At 72.5% G+C, this 17,796-nt stretch carries 11 protein-coding genes; 7 read left to right on the forward strand and 4 right to left on the reverse strand.

Annotation, left to right across the window (positions count from 1 at the left end):
- The first annotated feature begins 40 nt into the window (after positions 1 to 40).
- The 4 genes from QSK32_RS03200 to QSK32_RS03215 all read left to right on the forward strand — a co-directional run bounded on the left by QSK32_RS03200 (position 41) and on the right by QSK32_RS03215 (position 4,375).
- On the forward strand, positions 41 to 1,366 hold the full coding sequence (locus tag QSK32_RS03200; RefSeq protein WP_285471157.1) for an efflux RND transporter periplasmic adaptor subunit: 1,326 nt from the start codon (positions 41 to 43) through the stop codon (positions 1,364 to 1,366).
- A complete protein-coding gene (locus QSK32_RS03205) occupies positions 1,363 to 2,040 on the forward strand; it encodes an ABC transporter ATP-binding protein (protein ID WP_045746356.1) in 678 nt (225 codons plus the stop codon). The genes QSK32_RS03200 and QSK32_RS03205 overlap by 4 nt, the downstream gene beginning before the upstream one ends.
- On the forward strand, positions 2,037 to 3,221 hold the full coding sequence (locus QSK32_RS03210) for an ABC transporter permease (RefSeq protein ID WP_285471158.1): 1,185 nt from the start codon (positions 2,037 to 2,039) through the stop codon (positions 3,219 to 3,221). Before QSK32_RS03205 ends, QSK32_RS03210 begins: the two co-directional genes overlap by 4 nt.
- Before the next feature lie 68 nt (positions 3,222 to 3,289).
- Complete coding sequence (locus QSK32_RS03215; protein WP_285471159.1) at positions 3,290 to 4,375, forward strand: GGDEF domain-containing protein; 1,086 nt, start codon at positions 3,290 to 3,292, stop codon at positions 4,373 to 4,375.
- Here QSK32_RS03215 and QSK32_RS03220 read toward each other — a convergent pair.
- From QSK32_RS03220 to QSK32_RS03235, 4 genes are all read right to left on the reverse strand, one after another.
- A complete protein-coding gene (locus QSK32_RS03220; protein ID WP_285471160.1) occupies positions 4,338 to 10,397 on the reverse strand; it encodes a hypothetical protein in 6,060 nt (2,019 codons plus the stop codon). The two genes, QSK32_RS03215 and QSK32_RS03220, sit on opposite strands and share 38 nt — an antisense overlap.
- A gap of 728 nt (positions 10,398 to 11,125) precedes the next feature.
- Positions 11,126 to 11,653: a hypothetical protein gene (locus QSK32_RS03225; RefSeq protein ID WP_045746349.1), complete on the reverse strand. Its 528-nt coding sequence runs from the start codon at positions 11,651 to 11,653 to the stop codon at positions 11,126 to 11,128.
- A gap of 42 nt (positions 11,654 to 11,695) precedes the next feature.
- A complete protein-coding gene (locus QSK32_RS03230) occupies positions 11,696 to 12,100 on the reverse strand; it encodes a pyridoxamine 5'-phosphate oxidase family protein (protein WP_045746348.1) in 405 nt (134 codons plus the stop codon).
- Positions 12,097 to 13,518 carry a DUF2252 domain-containing protein gene (locus QSK32_RS03235; RefSeq protein ID WP_045746347.1) on the reverse strand — a complete coding sequence of 474 codons (1,422 nt, stop codon included), beginning with the start codon at positions 13,516 to 13,518 and terminating at the stop codon, positions 12,097 to 12,099. The genes QSK32_RS03230 and QSK32_RS03235 overlap by 4 nt, the downstream gene beginning before the upstream one ends.
- A 169-nt stretch (positions 13,519 to 13,687) precedes the next feature.
- Here QSK32_RS03235 and QSK32_RS03240 point away from each other — a divergent pair, with 169 nt between their 5' ends.
- From QSK32_RS03240 to chvE, 3 genes are all read left to right on the forward strand, one after another.
- Entirely contained in the window at positions 13,688 to 14,671 is a 984-nt protein-coding gene (locus QSK32_RS03240; RefSeq protein WP_045746346.1) for a LacI family DNA-binding transcriptional regulator, read from the forward strand.
- A gap of 436 nt (positions 14,672 to 15,107) precedes the next feature.
- Positions 15,108 to 16,592 carry an L-arabinose isomerase gene (gene araA / locus QSK32_RS03245; RefSeq protein ID WP_045746345.1) on the forward strand — a complete coding sequence of 495 codons (1,485 nt, stop codon included), beginning with the start codon at positions 15,108 to 15,110 and terminating at the stop codon, positions 16,590 to 16,592.
- A gap of 26 nt (positions 16,593 to 16,618) precedes the next feature.
- A complete protein-coding gene (chvE, locus tag QSK32_RS03250; RefSeq protein WP_045746344.1) occupies positions 16,619 to 17,743 on the forward strand; it encodes a multiple monosaccharide ABC transporter substrate-binding protein in 1,125 nt (374 codons plus the stop codon).
- Positions 17,744 to 17,796: the final 53 nt, after the last annotated feature.

Raw genomic sequence — 17,796 nt, forward strand, 5'->3', positions numbered from 1 at the left:
CTCTTCTCGGGAGGCGGCCCATGGTCATAGAGTGGCGTCTGTGTCTCACGACCGCTCACGGACCGTGATCATCGCCGCCGGGGTGCTCCTGCTCCTCACCGCGGCCTCCTGCGACGAGGAGGACACCGGCATCCGCCTGGGATCGGCGGCCCTCGGCACCGTCGACGAGATCGTCGAAGCGCCCGGCACGGTCATCGCCCGGACCGCGGCGACCCTCACCGCCCCGGCCGCCGGCACGGTGTCCGACCTGCTCGTCGAGGCCGGCGACCGGGTCGAGCGCGGTGACGTGCTGGCCGTCGTCGACGCCCCGGAACTCGTCCGGCGGCGGGACTCCGCCGAGGAGGCGCTCTCCGCACTGTCCGACGGCTCCTCCGGCGGCGGTTCCTCCGGCGACGGCGGGACCGCCGAGTTCGCCGCCGTCCGGCACCGCACCGACACCCAGGCCGCGCAGGCCTTCGACCACGCGCGCGAGGCCGCCGACAAGATCGCCGACCCGGTGGTCCGCGCGGCACTCCAGCACCAGATCGACGCGGCCGGCGAACAGTACGAGACCGCGTCCGCCGCCGCGGCGGCCGCCCTGCGATCGGTCGAGCGGGGAGTGGCGTCGCTGAGCCGGGCGATGGGTGCCCTCACCGCGGCACAACACCTTCAGGCCCAGCAGGCGTACGACCTGGCCGACGCGGCCGTCGAGGCACTGACCCTGCGCGCCCCCGTCGCCGGGACGGTCCAGTGGGGCGGCCCGGCACAGCCCAGCCCCACCGGCGTCGCCGGACTACTGGGCGCCGGCGGCACCGCGGGCGCCGCCGGGGTGGACTCCGCCGTCTCCGAAGGGTCGTACGTCGCCGCGGGCACCCCCGTCGTGACCGTGATCGACACCGGGCAACTGGGACTGACCGCCGACGTGGACGAGACCGACGTGCTGCTCGTCACGCCGGGCGTACCCGCCGAGGTCGAACTGGACGCGGCACCGGGCGCGATCTACCCGGCCCGGGTCCGCACCGCCGACCTGCTGCCCACCACCTCGGCCCGGGGCGGAGTGTCCTACCAGGTACGCCTGACCCTCGACGAGGGAACCTACCCGGACAGCGGCGAGGCGGCCCCCGCCCCGCGCCCCGGGATGAGCGCGATCATCCGGTTGACGGTGCGCCAGGCCGACGAGGCGGTGACCGTCCCGGCCTCGGCGGTGGTCACCGAGAGCGGCCGCGAGACGGTCTGGACGGTCCGCGACGGGCGCTACCAGGCGGCGCCGGTACGCCTCGGCGTCCAGGGCGAGGACACCGTGCAGATCGTCTCCGGGGTGGAAGCCGGCCAACGGGTGGTGATCGCCGGCGCCGACCGCGTCGAGGCGGGCGCGGAGGCCCGGTGACCCCGGCCATCGTGGCGACCGGAGTCAGCCGGACCTACCACCTGGACGGCCTCGACGTGCCCGCCCTGCGCGGCGTCTCGCTCACCGTGGCGGCCGGCGACTACGTGGCCGTCGTCGGCACCTCCGGCTCCGGCAAATCCACCCTGATGCACCTGCTCGGCGGCTTGGACCGGCCCACCGGCGGCACCCTGCTGATCGGCGGCCGGGACGTCGCCACGCTCAGCCCCGACGAACTCGCCGCCCTGCGCAACACCACGATCGGCTTCGTCTTCCAGTCGTTCCACCTGCTGGCCCGCACCACCGCCCAGGACAACGTCGGCCTGCCCCTGGTCTACCGCGGCATCGGCCGTCGCGAACGCCGCGCCCGCGCCGCCGCGATGCTCGAACGGGTCGGCCTCGCCCACCGCACCGGACACCGGCCCAACCAGCTCTCCGGCGGCGAACAGCAGCGGGTGGCCATCGCCCGGGCCCTGGTCACCGGGCCGTCGGTGCTGCTCGCCGACGAACCCACCGGCAACCTCGACTCCACCACCGGCGGCCAGGTCCTGGAACTGCTCGAATCGCTGAACGCCGAGGGGGTCGCGGTCGTCCTGGTCACCCACGACCGCGAGGTGGCCGCGCGCGCCCGGCGGCAGATCGTGATGCGCGACGGACTGATCGTCGACGCGGCATGAGGATCGCCGAAGCCTGGCGGGTCGCCCTCGACGCGCTGCGCGCCAACCGGCTGCGCAGCCTGCTGACCATGCTCGGCGTGGTGATCGGCGTCGCCGCGGTCGTCGCCCTCGTCGCCATCGGCACCGGAACCCGGCAACAGATCGAGCGCCAGGTCGAGGGACTCGGCTCCAACCTGCTCATCGTCGTACCCGGAAGGCTGGAAGCCGGCGCCGCACCCACCTCCTCGCCCCTCACCCTGGACGACGTCGACGCCGTGAACCGGATCGTCGGCGACCCCACCCGGGTGGCCGTCACGATCAGCTCCGGGGAGACCGTCCGGGCCGGCTCCCGCACCGGGTTCGCCAGCATGCAGGGCGTCGTCGAGACCACCCCCACCGTCTTCGTCCGCCGTCTGGACCGCGGCGCCTACCTGACCCGCACCGACGTCAGCACCGGCCGCCGGGTCGCCGTGCTCGGCGCCGGCGTGGCCCACGACCTGTTCGGCGACCGCGACCCGATCGGCCGGCAGATCACCATCGGCGGCGTCCGGTTCCGGGTGATCGGCACCTTCGAGGCGCTGGGCCAGAGCCTCGGCGTGGACCGCGACAGCGAGGTTCACGTACCGGTCACCGCCGCGCAGCGCCTGCTCGGCACCGCCCGCATCGACGGTCTGGCCATCCGCGCCCCGGACCGGGAACGGATCGCCGAGCTCAGCGCCGCGGTCGTCGCCACCCTCGCCGAACGCCACCCGGACACCGACTTCAGCGCGGTCACCCAGGAGCAGATCCTCGGCGTGCTCGGCGACATCCTGGGCGTGCTGACCGGGGTCCTCGCCGCCATCGCCGGCATCAGCCTGCTGGTCGGCGGCGTCGGCGTCTCCAACATCATGCTCGTCTCGGTCCGCGAACGGACCCGGGAGATCGGCCTGCGCAAGGCGGTCGGCGCCCGCCCCCGCGACATCGGCGTCCAGTTCCTGCTCGAAGCGGTGCTGCTGACCACCACCGGCGGGATCATCGGCCTGCTCCTCGGCGCCGGCACCGCCCTGCTCGTCGACCGGCTCAGCCCGGTCCCGGCCGCGCTCACCTGGTGGTCGACGGCGCTGGCGTTCGGCGTCTCGGCGGCCGTCGGCATCATCTTCGGCGTGGTCCCGGCGCAGCGGGCCGGCCGCCTCGACCCGGTGGTCGCGCTCCGCGCCGAGTGACGCACGGGACAACCACTCAGATCACCCACCGGCGGACCGAACTTGATGCGGAACCCGAGGAGACCGCCTTGCCCTATCAGATGCGCGACCAGCACGGGGCCGCCCGCGCCGTCGCCTACCTGATGCTGGCCGCCGGCGTGTACAACATCATCACCGGTGTCCTGATGAAGCTCGGCGACCCGGTCGCCGAACTGGTCGCGCTCGGCATCACCTCCACCGCCATGCTGGTCGTCGGACTGGCCTGCCTGCGCCACCCGGAGAAGATGCCGGACGCCTTCTGGCTGTCCGTCCCGTTCGTCTCGTCCTGCGTGGTGACCGGCCTCAACCTGGCCACCCGCGACGCCACCACCGGCGCCCAGCTGTTCTACCTCTGGCCCCTGCTGTACGCCGCGTCCTTCCTCAGCCGCCGCGTCATCGCCGTCACCATCGCGATGATCTCCGCCGGGCACGCCTCGGTCGCCTTCCAGTACCTCGACGGCACCCGCGCGATGAACGACTGGCTCGCGATCACGGTAGCCATGGCGATGACCGCGATCGTGGTGGCGAGCCTGCGCGAACGCAACGACCGGCTCCGCGACGTCCTGGAACAGCAGGCCACCTCGGACGCGCTCACCGGCGCCGCGAACCGGCGGGCGTACGACGCCGAACTCGCCCGGGTGGTCGCCGAGGCCGCCGCCGGGGGAGACCCGGTCGCGCTCGTGACGGTGGACGTCGACCACTTCAAGGAGGTCAACGACACCTGGGGTCACGCCGTCGGCGACCAGGCCCTGCAACAGGTCGCCGACACCCTGACCAGTGCCGCCGCCGGCCACGAGCACCTGGTGGCCCGGCTCGGCGGCGACGAGTTCGCGGTCCTGCTGCGCGCCGGGCCGGCCGCCGCCCTCCGGTACGCCGAACAGGCCCGCGCCGACCTGGCCGCCGGCACCGGGCTGCCGTCCGGGCCGCCCCGCCTCAGCATCGGCATCGCCGTCCTGCCCGACCACGCGGCCACCGCCGACGAACTGCAACGCGCCGCCGACGCCGCCCTGTACGAGGCGAAAGCCGCCGGGCGGGGCCGCAGCCGGCTGGCCCGCGGCGGCCCGGCGCCCCGGCAGAACGTGGACCGGATGCCCCGCCCTACGCCGGCGCGTTCTTCTTCGGGTCCAGCGGCTTGAGCACGTCTTCGGGTTTGCGCGGGTACGGCCCCCACCCGTCGCGCAACACGTGGATGTAGACCGCCTCCAGACACACCCCGACCCGCTCCACCAGATCGGTGTCCTCCGGCGAACCGAGCCGCACGGCCCGCGCGAAGTGGTCCAGCGCCTCCATGTGCCGCCCCTGGTCGAAGCAGCTGCGGCCGAAGTTCTCGTGCACCACGCTGCGGACCGCGGGCGACACCTCGGCGTCGACCGCCCGCTGGAACAGCCGGTCGGCCTCCATCGAATCGCCCCGCAACCGCAGCACGTGCGCCAGCTCGGCCTGCGCGATCACCTGCGCCTGCAGGTCCTGCGCCGACTCGGCGTGCGCCAGGGCCAGCCGGCTCGCGGCGGCGGCCATGCCCAGCTCACCGAGCAGCCGGTAGACCTCCGCGCGGACACTGAGCAGCCCGGCCTTGACGATCGCGTCGGTCTCGTCGGCGAGCGGCTCGTCCAGGCGCTCACCGAGCTCCCGCAGCGCGTCCCGGTCGTCGACGACCTCCCGCAGCGTGCCGCCGTCCAGCCGCCACCGGATCGCGGACAGCTCCTCGGCGGTCATCGGCAGATGCGGCGCCAGCTCGGGACCGGTGTGCTCGGGGCCGGCGGGCCCCTCCGCCTCGGCGGTGTCCTTGGGCTTCACGTCCTTCGCCGCGTCCCCCGTCGCCGGATCGATCTTGGCGGCGAACCAGCCCTTGCCGATGGCCGTGTCGGTGTACCGGCGCGGCTCCTGGTCCGGTCCGGAGACGGCGAGGCGCGCGATCGGCTTCAGGTTGTGCAGGGTGCCGTCCGGGTCCATGTAGGGCGCGTCCGGATCCTGGGCTTTCGTCCCCGTGGGTCCCGTGCCGATCGGCCCGATCTCGCCGGCCGGCGTGGGTGCGGCCGACGTGGGCGTGGCCGGCCCGGGTGCGGGCGGTGTGCTCGGGCTCGCCGGCGGTGCACTCGCCGGAGCCGCCGTCGTCGAAGCCGGCGCGCCCGGGGTCTCGTCGTGCGACGGCGGCCGCGCCGCCGGAACGGTGATCCGCTGCGAAATGCTCGGCGACACCGGCTTCGCCGGCAGATCGCCCATGGTGAGGGGCCGCGCAGGCTTGTCGGTCTCGCCATGCGGGGGTACGCCGTCGCGCGGTCCCGCCTGCGCCGGTACCTGGGGTGCCGCCGCCGTCGAGCCCTGAGGCTGCACCGTGCTCTGAGGCTGCACCGTGCCCTGAGGCTGCACCGTGCCCTGAGGCTGCACCGTGCCCTGAGGCTGCACCGTGCCCTGAGGCTGCACCGTGCCCTGAGGCTGCACCGTGCCCTGAGGCTGCGCAGGGATGTGCGGCTGTGCCTGAGGCCCGGTTCGTCCGGGGACCTGGGGGTGGGCCTGTTCGGCGGGCTGCCCGGAGACCGGGGCGGGTCCGGTGTCGCCCGCGTGCCGGTCCAGGGTAGGCCGTCCGGCCCGCGGCCACGGCACCTCCGGGGCGCCGGTAGGAGCCGAACCCTGCCGTGCACCCGGCGGAACCTGAATGCCGCCCGTGCTGGACGGACTCGGACCGGCCTGCCAGGGCTGCTGTCCGGCCGGGACCTGGATGCTGCCGGTGCTCGACGGGTGCGGCATCGGGATGCTGCCGGTGCTCGACGGGCTGGGCATCGGGATGTTGCCGGTGCCGGCCGGGTGCGGTGCCGGGATGCTGCCGGTGCCGGCCGGGCTGGGCGGCGTGGACCAGGCGCTCGGCGACGGACCGGTGGCGTGGGTGCCGCCGGAAACGGGCTGGGCGGTACCGGGACGTACGGCGGCCTGCGGCTGCTCCGCGGTGGCGTCCGCCCACTGGTCGCCCGGCGCGGCGGCGTGCCGGGCGGCCGGCTGCTCGGCGCCGTGCTGCGGCGGACGGGACCACGGCGAGGAGTTCTGCTGGTCCGGACCGGGCTGCTGCGGGATACCCGCCTGCGCGGCCGGCCAGGCGGACTGCGCACCCGCGGCCTGCTCCGGCCCGGGCGTCCGCGCCCAGGCGTTTCCGGCCGCCGCGGCGTCCGACGTGGGACGGGCAGCGGGCGGCCAGGCGTTCGCCGCGGCCGGCTGACCGGGCACGGCTGGCGCATCGGGCTGCGGACGAACCGGAGGAGGCCAGGCGGCCGCCGGCGACGGATGTCCACCAGGACCCTGCGGGGGGAAGGGCCCCGCAGGCTGAGCCGGATGACCACCCGGCTGAGGCTGTCCCTGGTAGCCACCGGGTTGGGGCTGTGCCGGGTAACCACCGGGTTGGGGCTGTCCCTGGTAGCCACCGGGTTGCGGCTGCGCCGGGTAACCCGGCTGGGGCTGACCCTGATATCCGCCCGGGTGAGGCTGGGCCGGATATCCACCGGCCGGGTACCCGCCGGGCTGTCCCGGATATCCACGGCCGGGGGAGGTCGGACGGGAACCCTCCGCCTGCTGCTGCATGTCGTCCGGAACGATCGCCCACGGCCCGTCACTGCTGGACGCCACGACGTGCGCAGTCCGCGGCGACCGCCGCGACCGCTGCTGCGGCACGTCCGCCCCTGCCTGGTACGAACCCGGCACCGGAATGCTGCCCGTGCTCGAGGGGTGCGGCATCGGAATACTGCCGGTGCTCGAAGGGGCCGGCATCGGGATGTTGCCCGTGTTGGACGGGTGCGGCATGGGGATGCTGCCGGTGCTGGACGGACTCGGACCTGCCGGGCGTGCTCCCTGACCCGGCGGAACCGGGATGCCGCCGGTGCTCGCAGGATGCGGCATGGGGATGTTGCCCGTGTTGGACGGGTGCGGCATGGGGATGCTGCCCGTGCTCGACGGACGTGGCATCGGCGTAGTCGGCCGCGCCGCCGGCATCCCGGCCCGATCCTGGGCCGCGGACGCCTGGGGAACCGCACCGGCCTGCCAGTTCTCGGCGGCGGCGCCACGCTGATGCGGGTCCGTCGTGAACGAACCCGACATCCGCGGATCCGCCCCCGCGGCCGAACGAGCGTCCTCGACGTCGCGGCGCTGATGCGCATCGCGGTGCTGAGGCGTGTCGTGGTGCTGAGGCGTGCCGTGGTGCTGAGGCGTGCCGTGCTGCGGGGGAGTGTCACGGCGCTGAGGGGTACGAACCCCGAGCAGCGCAGTGGGTTCGTCGTCGATAGTGGTGTCGCCACCGGAACGGTCACCGTTCCGGATCGCGGCAGTGTCGATCGGACCGGTCCCACGGGTACCCGGCTCAGGCCGGTCGTCGCCGGTTGTGGCGGGCTGCGGAGCCTCCGGACCGTTCGGCCCGATCACCCGGGCCGGCGGTACCGGCGAGGGGGCCGCGACGATCCGCGGCGCGACCGGCGGGTCTGCCTTGAGTACACGCGGGGCGGCCGGAGCGGTGGAGCGGCTCACGACCTTCGGGGCGGTGGGCGGCTCGGCCCGTCGCACCACTCGAGGCCCGTCCTCGGCGGCCCGGCCCGAAGTGCCCGCGTTCGCCGGGTCCACACCCGAACCGTGCTGCGAACCTCCCGCGGCGTCCGGACCCTGCGGAACGCCCGTGCCGGAACCACCCGGTACGGCAGTCCCGGGACCGTTGGTCCGGCCGGGGCCCGCGCCACTGATCGGCCGGGTCCGCTCCATCGAATCCGCGCCACCGCTCTCCGGCCATTCGCCCTGAGAGCGCGCGTCTTGCGAACGCGGGTCTTGCGAGCGCGGGTCCTGAGAGCGCGGGTCTTGCGAACGTGCGTCCTGGGAACGCCCGTCCTGGGAACGTGTGTCCTGAGGGTGTCCGGGCTGGGCTGCCGGGTTCGGGGCCAGCCGGTCCTGCACGGGCTGAACCTGGTCGCCCTGAGTGGACCTCGCCCGGTCGTCCTGCGGGGATCGCTCTCGTCCGTCGACCGGCACGTAGGCGCGGCCGTCGGCACCCTGACCACGACTGTCTGCCGGAACCTGAGCGCGACCGTCCGCCGCCTGACCACGACTGTCTGCCGGAATCGGGGCGCGACCGTCGGCACCCTGGCCACGGTTGTCAGCCGGCTGCTGGGCACGGCCATCAACCTCCTGGCCGCGGCCGTCCGCCGGTACCGGGGTGCGGCCGTCGACTACCGGAGTGCGGCCGTCGGACGGGACCTGGGCGCGACCCTCCGGGACGGCCGGGGTGCGCTCGTCGCGGGGCTGCGGGCGGCGTTCGTCCCCGGCAGCCGCGATCGGCTCGACGGGACGGCCCTTGCCGGGTACGGCCGGAGACGTGCGCTGTTCGTCGGAGCCGGAGCCGGAGCCGGAGCCGGGGCGTCGGCGGCTGTCGTCGCGGCGCTCGTCCTCCCATGCGGCGGCACGACGGTCCCGGTCGGCTTCCGTCCGGTAGCCGTCCTGATCCGGGCGGTACGTGCCCTGGTCCGCGGCGTAACCGTCCTGGTCTGTGCGGTACGGGTCCTGCGGCGGCCCGGCGGGACGTTCCGACGCCGGGATCGGGGCGCGGCCGCTCGTCGGGACGGCTTCGTCGCGGCGGGGGCGACGGCCGCCCGGGGGACGGATCGGGCCGAAGTCCTCGTCGTCCCAGGATGCCTCGCGGGGACGTCCGGCACGCGGGTCCGGGGCCTGACGGTCGCCGTCACGGGTACGGGGAGCAGCCCGCCGGTCGTCGGAACGGCTGGGCTTCTCCTCCCAGAACTCGTCGGCGCCCAGTTCGATGGTGCGCGGCTGGTTGCGTTCGTCGTCGCGGGGCGGTTCGGGCTCCTCCCAGCGTGCAGCCTCCGCCGGACGGGGCTGCCCGGCCGCACGAGGCTGCTCGACGGGACCCGGACGCTGCCCGGCCACACGAGGGTCTCCGGCCCGGGGGTCGACGCCACGCGGGTCGGTGACGCGAGGGTCTCCGGTCCGGGGGTCGGCGCCCCGCGGGTCGGTGCCACGAGGGTCGGTGACGCGAGGGTCACCAGTCCGGGGGCCGGTGCCGCGCGGGTCGGTGACGCGGGGATCGCCGGCACGCGGGTCGACGCCACGGGGGTCGACGCCACGGGGGTCGGTGGTGCGGGCGTCGGCGGGGCGCCGGCGGTCCGGCTGCTCGTCGCGGCGGCCGCGGGCGACCAACGGCTCGTCGTCCCAGAGTTCGTCGGGCCGGATCTCGACGGTGCGACGGCCACGGTCGTCGTTGCGGCGTGCGGCGGGAGTCTCGTCCCAGCGCTCGTCCTCGCGACGCCCACCACGGGCGGCCTGGTCGCGGCGGTTGTCACGACGCGGCTCCGCGTCACGGCGGCCATCGGCGTCACGGCGCGGGTCGACAGCCTCACGGCGCGGATCGACAGCCTCACGACGCGGATCGACAGCCTCACGACGCGGATCGGCGTCACGGCGCGGATCGACAGCCTCACGGCGGGCGTCGACGTCGGCGTCACGGCGCGGGTCGGTGCCACGACGCGGGTCGGCGTCAGCGCCACGACGCGGGTCGGCGTCACGACGGTCGTCGGGACGGCCGGCGATGTCGTCGCGGTACCGGGGACTGTCGTAACGGTCGTCGGGCCGCTGCCGGTCGGAGCGACGCGGATCCGCGTCCCGCCGGAAATCGTCGCGGGATTCGCGAGGGGAAGGAGAGGAGCCGTTGCGGGACGAACCCCCACGAGAGGAGCGGGACGAACCGAAGTCCCCGCGGGGCGACTCCCCGCCGTACCGGCCGGATTCCCGTTTGTCTCCGGGAGCGCCTCGGCGCAGATCCGGCCGAGCCGCCGGGTCCACGATCGGAAAGTCCGGTTTGTCGAAGTCGACACCCAGTTCGGGGCGGTTGAAGTCGATGTCGTCGAACTCGTCGCCGACCAGGTTGTCGACCGAGGTGTCGACCGGCACGAAGTCGGGTTCGTCGAGCCAGCTGGGGCGCTGCGCGTCGAACAGCGGCCGTGGCGACCGCTGCTCCGCCACGCCCTCGGCGGAGTCCTCGTCACGGCGCCGGGTCGGCATCACCGGGTCCGGCGAGGTCCGGCGGGTGTAGTGCTTCTCCTGGATCACCGCGGAACTCGGCATGAACGAGTACTCGCTGTACTCGTCCTCCCAGTATTCGTCGTCCTCGAAGCTCATGACGAGGCTCCGATTCGGCTGGGGGTTGACCCGCTGCCCCGACGCCGCATCCGCGCCACCGTCCTCACCCTGTCCCACCTCCGCACTCCGGTGCCCGCCCCTCGCGCCCCGGATCGTCTTCCTGCCACGCGTGGTGGATGGGGAAGGTTAATCACGGATTCGGGTAGGGCGCCACCGCACCGCGGCTCCCTGTCGTCGGTCCCGTGGTGCACCCACGGGCGTCGGCTGTCCCGGTGCCGCAGTTCACCGGGAGTGGCCGAACACGGGGGTATACGTCCGTGCGGCCCCCGCGGTTCAACGCTGTGCGCTGTGAAGATGTCAGGAAATCGACAACGCTCCCACGGCTCGCCGGCAGGCCCTCTCCATCAACGACAGTCGTTGCGGACCGGGCCCGCGGCATGTGTCGACTTAAGGTCTTTTTAAGGTTCTCTTCAGGCCGGCTACAGACTTCCGGACGACCCCGATCGTGTGACGCCCGGGCGTGTCGCGACGCGGGGCGAGCCGCGGCTACCCACCGTGATATCCATGTTTCCCCTGGTGGCAGCGGTTCGAAACGCTGCGTGCCGGGCCGGTTCCGCAGGGCAGTGGACGGCTGCCCTCCCCGAGAAGGCACCGACGAGCACGGATCGTGGGTCGCGGCGCGAAGAAGGACCGGGCAAGGGCGGCCGCGGGCCGTCCGCCAGGAACAGGTGTAGCCGTCCGGGAGTCGTCGTCCCGTACGATGACGGTCAGATCACGGCCCGGCGGGCGATCTCGAAGAGCCCCCCGCGCCCACCGAAGGTCTTCCGCGTCGCCTCGCCCATCATCGCGAACAGCGTGTCCCCGCCGAAGTCGCAGTCGGTGAAGATCGCGCTCACCTCGCCGATCAGCAGATGCACCGCGACGGTGTCCTCCTGGTTCTGCGGGAGGTACCCCTCGCCGGGGAGGTCGGCGGCGAACACCTGCTCGGCGACCCGGAGATCGCCGTCCGGCGAGTCGGGCTCCCGGCTGTGCAGATAGAGCAGCGCGGCGGTCTCGGGGCGCAGCACGCGCTGGAAGACGTACGGCTCCAGATCGTGCACGTCGACCAGCCCGCCGGCCCAGAACTGTTCGCTGACCTCGAAGCCGGCCCCGGTCAGGGCGGCCGCGGCGGTCCGGCCACACGGACCGTCGTCCCAGGTGACGAAGGGGGGAACGCGCTGGTCGGCGCGGGGATCCAGGCCGGGCACGCCGCCCAGCACCGTCAGCAGGCGATCGGCGCCGGGCATCGGATTCACCGGACGATCATGACGGCCCCGAGGGGAAATGTGAAGCCGGAACTAATACGCCAGGGACGCCGAGGCGAGAACCCGGGTGATCGTGACCTCGATGACGACCCGGGCCGGGTTGGGGCGCGGTGTGCGATATCGGTCGGCGTAGCGGCGTTCCGCCTCGGCCACCGACTCCGGGTCGTCGCGCACCACGGCGAGGCCCTCGAGGGTGCTCCAGCGGCGCCCGTCGACCTGGCAGATCGCGACCCGCTGCTGGCCCCGCCGGACGTGCCGGGCCTTCCACGACGACCCGGAGGTGATCACCCGGGCCAGGCCGGCGGACGGGTCCAGGGTGGCGCCGACCGCGACGACGTGCGGCGACCCGTCGGCACGCAGCGTGGTCAGCGTGCAGAGATGCCGCTCGGCCCAGAACTCGGCGAGCCCGGGGGCGTCCAGCGGGACGGCCCCGCTCACGCCGTCTCCGCCGGCAGTTCACCACGGCGGACGGCGGCGACCAGGGCTGCGTGATCACGTTCCACTTGATCAGCGTACGCGCGAGCGAACCGGCACAACGACTCGTCCAGCTTGTCCCCGCTGCCCACATAGCCGGCGATCACCGAGGCGCCGCTGGTCCGGGCGTGCGACTTGGCCAGCAGGAAGCCGCAGATCCCGGCGTAGTCGGCGAGCGCGGAGGCGTTGATGTCCTCGACCAGGATCGCACCTTTCATGTCCCGGAACTGGCGGACGTAGTACTGCAGGTCGCCGACGGTGGTCCAGCCGAGCAGCGGGTCGCTGACCGTCTGCAGTGCCTGCTGGTACTCCACGACGCGCTGTCCCTGGTGCCGGTGCCAGGCGAGCTCGCCGTGCTGGTAGCGCCCGATCACCGACCGGCGGGCCTGCTTGAGCTGCAGGAACAGCACGTCGTCGGTGCCGCTGCCCTCGCAGAGCGCGACGTACGCCCGCAGCCCCACCGAGCCGACACCGACCACCTTGTGCGCGATGTCGACGATCCGGTACCCGCCGAGGATCCGCGCCCAGTGCGGTTTCAGCGTGTTGAGGTATCCGTCCAGTGCGGCGGCGAGCTGCTCACGTTCCTCGTGCGGCAGCCGGGTGATCAGCGGCGGTTCCTCGACCAGCCGGGCGGTGCCGTCGTGCCGTTCGGTGAAACGGGGCAGCGCCCGGTCGCTGGTCCGCCGCCGGGCCCGCCGCGCCGCGCGTTCGATCTCGTCCCGGAAGCCGGCCTTGCTGGCCTGCCGGCGCATCGTCTCCACGTCGAGCTGGTCGAACGAGCGGGCCAGCAGCGGCTGTTCGGCCAGGTACGCGAGTTGCTCCCGGTACTCCTCGACGCAGTGCTGCACGGCGTCGGCGCACGCGCCCTCCCGGAAACCGTTCTGCCGGCCGGCGACGTAGACGCTGACCACCAGCCGGCGCAGGTCCCACTCCCACGGGCCGGGGTGCGCCTCGTCGAAGTCGTTGAGGTCGAAGACCAGCTCCCGTTCCGGCGAGGCGTAGAAGCCGAAGTTGCCCAGGTGCGCGTCGCCGCAGATGACCGGGGTGATGCCGGTGTGCGGCAGGGAGGCGAAGTCGTCGGCCATCAGTCCGGCGGTGCCGCGCAGGAACGCGTACGGCGACGCGATCATGCGGCCGATCCGCACCGGGATCAGGCGTTCCAGCCGTCCCATGTGCGACTCGGTCACCTGGCTCACCGGGTCGGGACGGTCGTCGCGGGGGCGCCAGTGCGCCATGTCGGAGCGGGGCGAGCGGTCCCGCAGGGAGCGGCCCAGCTCGTACCGTTCGGCGCGCGGGGTCGCGGCACGGCGCAACGAGGTGTATCCCTCGTCGTCTACGCTGCCGTGCACGACGTGGCTGTGGCTCGTGGGTGACGGGTCCATCGCAGCCGAGGGTACGTCCCCACCGGCATCCCCCGTACGGTCCTCGCAAAACGGTGAATGTGATCGATAACATTCCCCGCGGAGCAGGCTTGCCGCGCCTGCCGCTACGCTCCATCAGAACCGGACCGGACGAGGTGCGCAAGTGGACAAGGTATCCCGTAGCCCGGCGATGACCGATGTCGCCCGACTGGCCGGAGTCTCGCACCAGACCGTCTCGCGCGTTCTCAACGATCATCCGAACGTCAAGGAACAGACCCGGATCCGGGTACGCGCTGCCATCGCCGAACTGGGCTACCGGCCGAACCGCGCGGCCCGCGCCCTGGTGACCGGCCGCTCCCAGTTGATCGGCGTGGTCGCCCGCAACAGCACGTTGTACGGTCCGGCCTCGATGCTGACCGAGTTCGAACAGGCCGCCGCGGACGCGGGTTTCGCGGTCAGTGTCGGCAGTGTCCGCGAGTTGGACCGGTCGTCGATAGCGTCGGTGGTGGACCGTCACCTCGATCAGCGGGTGGCCGGCCTGGTGGTGATCGCCCAGGTGGCGACGGCCAACGAGGCGCTGGCCGAGATCCCGGGCGACGTGCCGGTGGTGTTCATCGACGGCGATCCGGGCAGCGGGCGCCCGGTGGTGACCGTGGACCAGGAGGCCGGTGCGGGCGCGGCCACCCGGCATCTGCTGGAGGCCGGGCACAGCACGGTCTGGCACGTCTCCGGCCCGGTCGACTGGTTCGACTCGGCGGGCCGGATCCAGGGCTGGCGGCAGACGTTGCAGGAGGCCGGGGCCGAGGTGCCGCCGCTGCTGTCCGCGGACTGGTCGGCGGCTGAGGGGTACCGCGCCGGGCAGATGCTGGCCCGGATGCCGGAGGTAACCGCGGTCTTCGCGGCCAACGACCACCTCGCGCTCGGGGTGCTGCGCGCACTGCACGAGCGGGGCCGGCGGGTGCCACAGGACGTGAGCATCGTCGGTTTCGACGACGTGCCCGAGGCGGCCTTCTTCATCCCGCCGCTGACCACCGTCCGGCAGGCCTTCGGTGATGTGGCCCGCGCCGCGTTGAGCCTGCTCCTCGGCCAGATGCGTACCGAGCCGGACACGGCCCGCCACATTGTGGTTCCGCCCCACCTCGTGGTAAGGGACAGCGTCGCTCCACCCGCCTGACATCTACTGCGTGTAACCGCCGCCCGCCTGATCGTCGATCAGGCGGGCGGTTGTGTTTCGGGGACACCCGCGCCGGGTTAATCGGCCGTTACCTCGTTGTTGCCGTCCGCCGTTGACAGCGGAATTGTTAGCGATAACACTGAGGCTCGCTCCCGCCGGGGTGTGGCGACCACCACCTCCGGTCACCCCTCGGAGGTACACCCATGGCCGTTGACACGTCCGCGAGCTCTGTGATCGGTGTCGGACACGACACCCTCCGGGGTTGCGCGTCCGTCGACGGTACCGGTTTCCCGCGTCCGCGTCGATGCGCCCCTGATCGCCTGCACGATGGTGCTGACAGCCGCAGTCCCGGCCGGGCCGGCGGCGGGGTGACGCGTACACCGCTCACCTGACGCGACCCGACCCCGGCACCCTTCGCACAACCAAAGGAAGACCGATGAAACCGCAGATCTGGTTTCTGACCGGCAGCCAGCACCTCTATGGCCCGGAGACGCTCCAGCAGGTCGCCGACCAGTCGGCCGAGATCCAGCGGACGCTGGGCGCGGGCCTGGACGTCGCCGAGATCGTCACCCGCCCGGTGCTCACCGATGCTGCCGCGATCAAGCAGGTCATGCTCGCGGCCAACGCCGACCCGGCCTGCGTCGGCGTCATCGCGTGGATGCACACCTTCTCGCCGGCCAAGATGTGGATCGGCGGCCTGGACGCGCTCCGCAAGCCGCTGCTGCACCTGCACACCCAGCACAACGCGTCGCTGCCCTGGTCGACCATCGACATGGACTTCATGAACCTGAACCAGGCCGCCCACGGCGACCGGGAGTTCGGTTACATCCAGGCCCGCCTCGGCGTGCCCCGCAAGGTGATCGCCGGGCACGCCTCGGACCCGTCGGTGGTGACCCGGATCGAGGGCTGGGCCCGCGCCGCGATCGGCCTGCAGCACGTGCGCGGCCTGCGGCTCGCCCGCTTCGGTGACAACATGCGCAACGTCGCCGTCACCGAGGGCGACAAGGTCGAGGCCGAGCTGCGGTTCGGCGTCTCGGTCAACACGTACGGCGTGAACGACCTGGTCGACGTGGTCGACGCGGTCGCCGACGCGGAGATCGACAAGCTGGTCGCCGAGTACCGCGACACCTACGAGATCGCCGCGGAGCTGCTCGCCGACCGTCTCGAGTCGCTGCGCTACGCCGCGCGCATCGAGGCCGGCCTGCGCCAGTTCCTGACCGAGGGCGACTTCGGCGCCTTCACCACCAACTTCGAGGACCTCGGCGGTCTGCGCCAGCTGCCCGGCCTGGCCGTGCAGCGGCTGATGGCCGACGGGTACGGGTTCGGCGGCGAGGGCGACTGGAAGACCTCGGTGCTCGTGGCCACCGTGAAGGCCATGGGTTCCGGAACCGGCCGCGGAACGTCTTTCATGGAGGACTACACCTACCACTTCGGCCCGGGCGAGCCTAAGATCCTCGGGGCGCACATGCTGGAGGTATGTCCGTCGATTGCTTCGGGCACCCCACGTGCGGAAATCCACCCGCTCGGCATCGGTGGCCGGGAGGATCCGGTGCGGCTCGTCTTCGACGCCGCGCAGGGTCCGGCGGTCGTCGTGGGCATGGCCGACATGGGCGACCGGTTCCGCCTTGTCGCCAACGAGATCGAGGTGATTTCCCCGGACGAGCCGCTGCCCAACCTGCCGGTGGCCCGGGCCGTGTGGAAGCCCGCCCCGTCCTTGTCCACGTCCGCCGAGTGCTGGATCACCGCCGGCGGACCGCACCACACCGTGCTGACCCAGGCCGTGGGTGCGGAGACGCTGCGCGACTTCGCCGAAATGGCTCAGACCGAGCTTCTTCTGATCGATGAGCGCACCACGCCGGCTGAATTCGCCGACCGTGTGCGTTGGAACCAGGCGTACTTCCGCCTGGCCCGCCCCCTGTAACACCGTTCTCAAAGAGGAGATTCATCGTGAAATACCCCCGTCTCGCGGCGGTCCTGACCGCCGCCTCGATGGTTGCGACCATGGCGGCCTGTGGTTCCGCCGAGAAGACCGGTGGCAACGAGGCCGGTAGCGGTGACACGGCCGGCGCCCTGGTCGGCGTGACCATGCCGACCAAGAAGTCGGAGCGCTGGGTCAAGGACGGCGACAACGTCAAGGCCGCGCTGGAGAAGCTGGGCTACCAGGTCGACCTCCAGTACGCCGAGGACGACATCCCCACCCAGACCCAGCAGCTGGACAACCAGATCACCAAGGGCGCCAAGCTCCTGATCATCGCGTCCATCGACGGCACCGCGCTCAGCACCCAGCTGGACAACGCCAAGGCCGCGAACATCCCGGTGATCGCGTACGACCGGCTGATCCGTGACAACGCGAACGTGGACTACTACGCCACCTTCGACAACTTCAAGGTCGGCGTGCAGCAGGCGACCTCGCTGCTCACCGGTCTGAAGGTGCTCAACGCGGACGGCAGCAAGAACCCGGAGGCCAAGAAGGGCCTGAACATCGAGCTGTTCGCCGGTTCGCCGGACGACAACAACGCGACGTTCTTCTTCAACGGCGCCAAGAGCGTTCTCGACCCGTACATCGCGGACGGCACCCTGGTCGTCAAGAGCGGCCAGACCGAGTTCGAGAAGGTCGCCACCCTGCGCTGGGACGCCGAGACCGCCCAGAAGCGCATGGAGAACATCCTCACCGCGACCTACAAGGGTGGCGCGAAGGTCGACGGCGTTCTCTCCCCGTACGACGGCATCTCGATCGGCATCCTGTCCGCGCTGAAGAGCGGTGGCTACAGCACCGGCACGTACCCGATCGTCACCGGCCAGGACGCCGAGGCGCCGTCGGTCAAGTCGATCATCGCTGGTGAGCAGTACTCCACCATCTACAAGGACACCCGTCAGCTCGCCGACACCACCGTCGAGATGGCGGACGCCGTGCTGAAGGGCCAGACCCCGAAGACGAACAACACCACCGACTACGACAACGGCAAGAAGGTCGTTCCGGCCCAGCTCCTCGAGTCGGTCATCGTCACCAAGGACAACTACAAGGCCCAGCTCGTCGACACCGGTTACTACACCGAGGCCGACCTGAAGTGATCCGAGCGCCGCGCCCCGCCCGATCCCAGCGGGCGGGGCGCGGCCCTTCGATC

The sequence above is a fragment of the Actinoplanes sp. NBRC 101535 genome (assembly GCF_030269225.1).
Taxonomy (GTDB): domain Bacteria; phylum Actinomycetota; class Actinomycetes; order Mycobacteriales; family Micromonosporaceae; genus Actinoplanes; species Actinoplanes rectilineatus.

What these genes read in the sequence shown, in the direction of transcription:
- QSK32_RS03210 (WP_285471158.1), top strand. Translation starts at nt 2,037, where the DNA reads ATGAGGATCGCCGAAGCCTGGCGGGTCGCCCTCGACGCGCTGCGCGCC.
- QSK32_RS03220 (WP_285471160.1), bottom strand. Translation starts at nt 10,397, where the DNA reads ATGAGCTTCGAGGACGACGAATACTGGGAGGACGAGTACAGCGAGTAC.
- QSK32_RS03235 (WP_045746347.1), bottom strand. Translation starts at nt 13,518, where the DNA reads ATGGACCCGTCACCCACGAGCCACAGCCACGTCGTGCACGGCAGCGTA.
- QSK32_RS03240 (WP_045746346.1), top strand. Translation starts at nt 13,688, where the DNA reads ATGACCGATGTCGCCCGACTGGCCGGAGTCTCGCACCAGACCGTCTCG.
- araA (WP_045746345.1), top strand. Translation starts at nt 15,108, where the DNA reads ATGAAACCGCAGATCTGGTTTCTGACCGGCAGCCAGCACCTCTATGGC.